The following is a 5,544-nucleotide window of genomic DNA, read 5'->3' as shown; positions in this document are numbered from 1 at the left end:
AAAAGGTTAACGACGGTTAGATTCACCTCTTACACAGCACCTCAACAGAGAAGTTTTCGGTTTCGGCTAAGGCTATTCATGATTCATCAAATGAAGCGGGTGAGGATGTCACCCCTCAGTTCTCAGCACTTTATTCAAACACATATCTAGATGATACAGTGGGCTTTGCCATTTCTTTTAACCATCATCGTCGTGATTTTCAACAGCAAGGGGCTAATATTCAAGGTTGGCAAGCAAATGTCGATTTACCTAGCAATTTAGATGAAGATAAAGTAGTCGATCCTCGTCCTCTAGACGCTGATGGCAACCGTGTTGGTAACCACTTCTTCCCGCGAGATATGAACTATGACCCTACTCGTTCAGTTACGTATTGCTAAGGTTAATACAAGCATCCCAACACTTCCACTCAGCACCTTATAACTCGTCTAATACAGTTGCGGGAATAAGTGCTACTTTTCCCGAAGCAATGAGCTGTTCAGCAGCCGAGACCCTAATCGCTTTATATTCATCTGCTAAAAGCGCTTTTAGAAGCTTTCGACGCGTCTGTGTTTATCGACAAGAAATGAAATATCGGAAAATGCTAGACGAACTAGCGGGCTCTCGTCATTGGCCAGCATTTTGGCATACTTATACGCTAGATTTTGAACTGAAGCGGGAAGCAGTGAAACGACAGTCGCTCGTTTTATATCAGGCAGTGCTTTGTTTTTTGCTAAGGAAAAGTGACTATTGGGTGTCAAGGTGTCGCCACTTAGCAATACCATATATTGCATTTCAGCAGGGTGTGAAGGCGCTGACGGGCCATGCCACTCGTCGATTTTGTCTTGCGCCCATCGCGGGCCTTTGTCTTCGTGGCAGCTATTACAGGCGTTAGGCGTGCCAAATTTTTCAGTAAGGTGCGGTGCTGGGACCTTGAAACTATGATCTCTTCGTTTATCAACGCCCATGTAAGTATTCGTAGGCATATGACAATTTACACATTGTGAGCCCTGGCTATCGGGTTCGTGCTTATGATGCTTGATGTCATTGTATGCTGATGCTTGGTGGCACTGTAAACATAATCCATTTCCTTCGACTTTCACTTTCGCAGTATGAGGGTTATGACAGTCGTTACAGTTCACGCCGGCCTCAAACATTTTGCTCTGTAAAAATGAGCCATAAACGTAGACTTCACCCTGTATCTGACCATCTAAATGATATTGAGGCGTCGTCAACAAAGCAGGCTTGAATTGCGATAAGAACGGTTCGGATGGCGTAATACCGTCGGTGAGTGGGGTGCGAAGTGAATGACATGCAAAACAGCGCTCCATGAAGCTATTATCGCGTTCAGGACCTTCCCACGTGGCTATCTTTTTGCCTTTGCCTAACAGCCAGTTGCCAATATCTTGCTGTTCGCTCTCAGAAAGAACCGAGTGAGTAGAGCCGTTACCAGCATAATGATTGTCGTCAACGTAACCATGGCATGATTGACAAGAAACGTTAATTTCATTCCACACAGTACTAAAAGTGTCTTTTTCATCATCATAGTTTCTCTTTAATCCTGATGAGTGGCAGTCCGCACACATACCATTCCAGTTTTGCAAAGGTTGAAGCCAATGCAGCCTATCCTGCCTGCTTATCTCCTCGTCGGGATATATGGGGTACCACTTTTGACCGCCACTCGACTTATCTCTTGAGTCCCATGCAAATGGAAAGACCTGCATTTTCCCCGTCCAGTTTTGATGAGATATTCCTGAAGAGGGAAGTGACCGAACACATAGCTGACTTCGTAATCTATTGGCTCAGTTTTATCTTCTTGAAACTTTACAAAGAACTTGTTTTCTTTTTTAAAGAATGTGGCTTTTTGATTGAAGTGTGTAAACGTCGTGTCATTGAAATCGCCTAGAACCGTGCTTTCTGAGGCAATAGCCATTGCTTTACTGTGGTCAGACTCGAGCCAACCGTTTAACTCCTTCTCATGACAAGCACCACACTGGTGCGCCTCGTTCGCAAAAGAGTTGAACGAAATACCAATAAGAGTGAGTAAAAAGCACAGTCGTAACATTAATTAAGAAAGCCAAAAGTAACAAAAAACAATCATAAAATATCACGGTAGAGGTACGGTCGCTAACGTTCGATTAACTTTCACTTTCTTGTTAAGTATGTAAAGCGCGAAATGAAGTAAATTAAAAAACAAAAGAGAATACGATTTAACTTAATATGTTTTTTAACGACAGATAAAGATGGTATTTCTGGTTTGAGATTCAACTTTATTCAAGAGTAGTTATGAAAGTTACCTTTTAGCATGGCTACTTAATTAAAAGTGTCAATTAACTAATCATAAATGGCGTTTTAGATGTTTGGCAGGTGTGACTTAGAATCTGCTCAATCAGGCAGTACTTACTGGGAAAACCAATCAATAGGCCTGTTTAATTTCGCAAAGTCGCCTCCTCCGGAGGCCGAGGTCAGAGGTTCGAATCCTCTAGGGCGGGCCATTTTATTTGTGGTTTTTGCGGAAACTAGAAGGTGTATAGTGAGTCGCTTTCTTAAAAAATTTAGTGAAATGAGCTTGGTCTTGAAAACCCAGACGCTCTGCTATGGCAGAGATGTTGATATTCGAAAAAATCAAAAGCCTTTTCGCCTCATCTAATAAGTACCTGTAAATCAATTCTGAAGCGCTCGATTGAGAATACTGCCTGCAAATTACATTAAGATGAGCGCTACTTACTCCTATCTTATTCGCGTACCATTTCACTTTGTGTTGTTCGCATCCATACTTCTTAATTAGCATCTCGTAAAAGCGGACTTTGTGTTCAGATCTAGACGGCTTAATCACAGGTTGACTTGTTGATGGCTCAACCCTACCGAGGATAATTAAAAGTTGTTGAAGTAATGCTATTGTCATCGCCCCGCTACAAGCGAAGACGTTCCGGGCTTCGTCTTCCAGCTTTTGGCACAAATAGACGATATCATGTATGTACTTTCCGTCTAAATTCCCTATCAATGCATCGTCAATGAAACCCAAGGAATCTACATTCTGTGCTATTTGTTTTACCACCGGTGAAACAACAGATAATACATGCCCTTTCGACCCCACCTCCCAATCAAATCCATGAACAACATTTTCAGGTATAAAAAGCGCGCAGGGAGCGGTCACTATCGTATTTCTGTCATCGAGTTGAACTCTGCAACCGCCGGTCGTGATAACAAAAATTTGGCAAAGCGCCTTGTGACGATGAGGTAGTACCTTCCACCCGTGTAGCTGACTACGAACGGTCAGTGCTTCGCCATGAAAGAAAGCTTCGAACTCGTCAAAGCTATTCTCTACATAGAGCTCGAGATTTTTAGCGGTCAATTTTGACCTCCGTCGTGAACCATTTCCCTGCTTGACGAGAGTTGATGACAATAGCGTCACTTTTGGTGTTGCTGTTACATTGCTTCAAGTGATTTGCCTTTCGTCTCTTTCACGAACTTCACGACAAAGAAAATAGATAAAAATGCAGCAAGCGCGTAAAGACTATAAGCACCAACCAAACCAATTGCTAAAAGCAATATTGGGAAGGTTATTGTAATGAGGAAGTTGGCGCTCCACTGTGCAAGGCCACTTATAGCTAAACCAGACCCCCTTACTTGATTAGGAAACATTTCACCTAACATTACCCACATCACGGGCCCCCACGATAAGTTAAAGAAGAAAACGTAAACATTAGCCGCCACTAGAGCGAGTGTTCCCATATGACCAGGCAGCTGAAGCTGTCCTTCTATAAATTGTCCGCTTTGAAATGCGATAACCATTAACGCTAGTGCTGTTGCCATACCGACAGAGCCGACAGTGAGTATGGGCTTTCGGCCCCATTTATCGATCAAGGTAATGGTAATAATACAAGCAAAGATACTTAGCCCTGCACTGAGTATATTTATTAGTAATGCATCTGACTCTGTAAACCCAACGGCTTGCCACAATACGGCACCGTCAATAAAACACCACATTTATACCAACAAGCTGTTGTAAAACGGCTAGACCAATACCTACCCACACAACGGGCCTAACTTTGTTCGTTGATGTGTCGAAAATGTCTCGCATTGAAGGCTTATGATCAGCTTGCAGCGAGTCAGATATTTCGTGGTATATAAGATTGGCCTGCTGTTCTCCAAAAAGCGCACTTAACACGCTTTTGGCTTTTTCTTGTTTTCCAGAGAAAACTAAATATCTTGGGCTTTCTGGTATAAAGAACAGTGCGAAAAAAAACGAATTCGCTGGGGCAAGTTCTACCCCAAAACATCCAACGCCAGGCTTCAAATTCTGCCCACACGATGCCAGTTGATTTGCCTGCCGATAGCGCCAATGCATAGTTGCTAACAAATGCCCGAGAAGAGACCAGTAATAATGGCAACTTGTTGAATAGTCGCCAAAGCGCCCCTGTATCTAGCTGGTGCAATTTCTGCAATCTGAGCCAGGTGACATGACGCGAAGCTGCCCCTACAGCTATCCCTCCAAGTACGCGGTATATAACAAATTCAATCGAGCTACTTAGCGAGCCCAGAGCCTGATGCTGAGATAATAAAAAAAACTGCTGCGACAATCAGCAGGCTTCCATACCCAAAAATATCTGCTAATTTCCCCGCAAAAAAAGCGCCAATGGCACAACCTAATAGCATTGATGCAACGTTAAAACCTGTGCCTACATCATCGGCATTAAACGCCGATTGCGGTCCGTTTCGATGGTCCCATTAATCACGCCACTGTCGAAACCAAATAAAAAACCGCCAATAGTCGCTACCAAGCTGACAAGAATAATAGTGAATCGGTTTTCGTTAGTGTTTGCTTGTTGCACAAACTTTCTCCTAGTTGTTTTTATTCAGACTTTCCATGAAGGGAAAGTAAAGCTCACCTTTTCTTTCCTTTTCTATCTTCAAAGGAGTATCAGGGAATAAGCCGTTGTATTTATCAAATCTATTAGGTTCTACTTTCCACCAATCGGGAAAGGGAGCAGCTTCTGAACCCTCTTTTTTGCGTAAGTTCAACCCCTCTGAAAGGCGAGCGTTGAAAGGAACCGAAGGCTACTGCACCTGTTGCTGGAAATAAAGATTGATAGAGCGCCTTGCGAGGAGGAAGCAGCTTTTCTGCGTAATCAGGGTGGCGAATTAAGTTTTTTTCGCTCATCGGGGTCAGTACTTAAATCATACAGTTCTATCTATGTCCCAAACGCCGTGGTACTGAATGTATTTAAGGTCGCCTAGCGTCGTATTGAGAATGTGGTTGGGGTCATAGGAAATGAATATTTCCCAGTAATACTCGTACACAAAGTCTGGGGCATTCCACTCTTCTTCCTTTACTGCACCAGTGGCAACGGGTAAGAAGCTTTTCCCTTCGAAGTCACTTGGTGCCGCTATACCAGCAAGGTCTAAAGTAAAATGTTGGGGCTGAATCAAGGTTTCGCACTAATGTATGGTTGCTCTCTCCTTCAGGAAGTAGAGCGCGAGCACTTATAACAAGCGGTACCTTTATAGAGCTTTCATAAGCATTTCTCATTATCAATTAGGCCGTGTTCCCCAATCATAAAGCCG

General features: G+C 43.2%; 7 protein-coding genes and 2 pseudogenes. 1 reads left to right on the top strand and 8 read right to left on the bottom strand.

What is annotated here, in order from left to right:
- Positions 1 to 47: 47 nt before the first annotated feature.
- Positions 48 to 347, top strand: a pseudogene (locus tag ACXAC4_RS27590) (TonB-dependent receptor); the annotation flags it as partial.
- Positions 348 to 524: 177 nt separating this feature from the next.
- Here the strand turns inward: ACXAC4_RS27590 and ACXAC4_RS27585 are convergent.
- From ACXAC4_RS27585 to ACXAC4_RS27550, 8 genes and pseudogenes are all read right to left on the bottom strand, one after another.
- The gene (locus ACXAC4_RS27585) at positions 525 to 1,580 is read right to left on the bottom strand and encodes a cytochrome c3 family protein (RefSeq protein ID WP_475168437.1); all 1,056 of its coding nucleotides are present in this window, start codon (positions 1,578 to 1,580) and stop codon (positions 525 to 527) included.
- A gap of 32 nt (positions 1,581 to 1,612) precedes the next feature.
- Complete coding sequence (locus tag ACXAC4_RS27580) at positions 1,613 to 2,041, bottom strand: hypothetical protein (protein ID WP_475168433.1); 429 nt, start codon at positions 2,039 to 2,041, stop codon at positions 1,613 to 1,615.
- Between the two features lie 432 nt (positions 2,042 to 2,473).
- On the bottom strand, positions 2,474 to 3,331 hold the full coding sequence (locus ACXAC4_RS27575; protein ID WP_474828774.1) for a helix-turn-helix domain-containing protein: 858 nt from the start codon (positions 3,329 to 3,331) through the stop codon (positions 2,474 to 2,476).
- Between the two features lie 74 nt (positions 3,332 to 3,405).
- Positions 3,406 to 3,966 (bottom strand): MFS transporter, encoded by a 561-nt coding sequence (locus ACXAC4_RS27570; protein WP_475168431.1) that lies wholly within the window; start codon positions 3,964 to 3,966, stop codon positions 3,406 to 3,408.
- On the bottom strand, positions 3,950 to 4,276 hold the full coding sequence (locus ACXAC4_RS27565; RefSeq protein WP_475168428.1) for an MFS transporter: 327 nt from the start codon (positions 4,274 to 4,276) through the stop codon (positions 3,950 to 3,952). The genes ACXAC4_RS27570 and ACXAC4_RS27565 overlap by 17 nt, the downstream gene beginning before the upstream one ends.
- A 56-nt stretch (positions 4,277 to 4,332) precedes the next feature.
- A pseudogene (locus ACXAC4_RS27560) lies at positions 4,333 to 4,635 on the bottom strand (MFS transporter).
- Between the two features lie 23 nt (positions 4,636 to 4,658).
- Positions 4,659 to 4,811 (bottom strand): hypothetical protein, encoded by a 153-nt coding sequence (locus tag ACXAC4_RS27555; protein ID WP_475168423.1) that lies wholly within the window; start codon positions 4,809 to 4,811, stop codon positions 4,659 to 4,661.
- A 346-nt stretch (positions 4,812 to 5,157) separates the two neighbouring features.
- Positions 5,158 to 5,409, bottom strand: a complete 252-nt coding sequence (locus ACXAC4_RS27550; protein WP_475168421.1) for a hypothetical protein — start codon at positions 5,407 to 5,409, stop codon at positions 5,158 to 5,160.
- Positions 5,410 to 5,544: the final 135 nt, after the last annotated feature.

This window comes from Pseudoalteromonas sp. AWM4_233, assembly GCF_056158285.1.
This window is presented reverse-complemented; position numbering and strand designations above follow the sequence as displayed.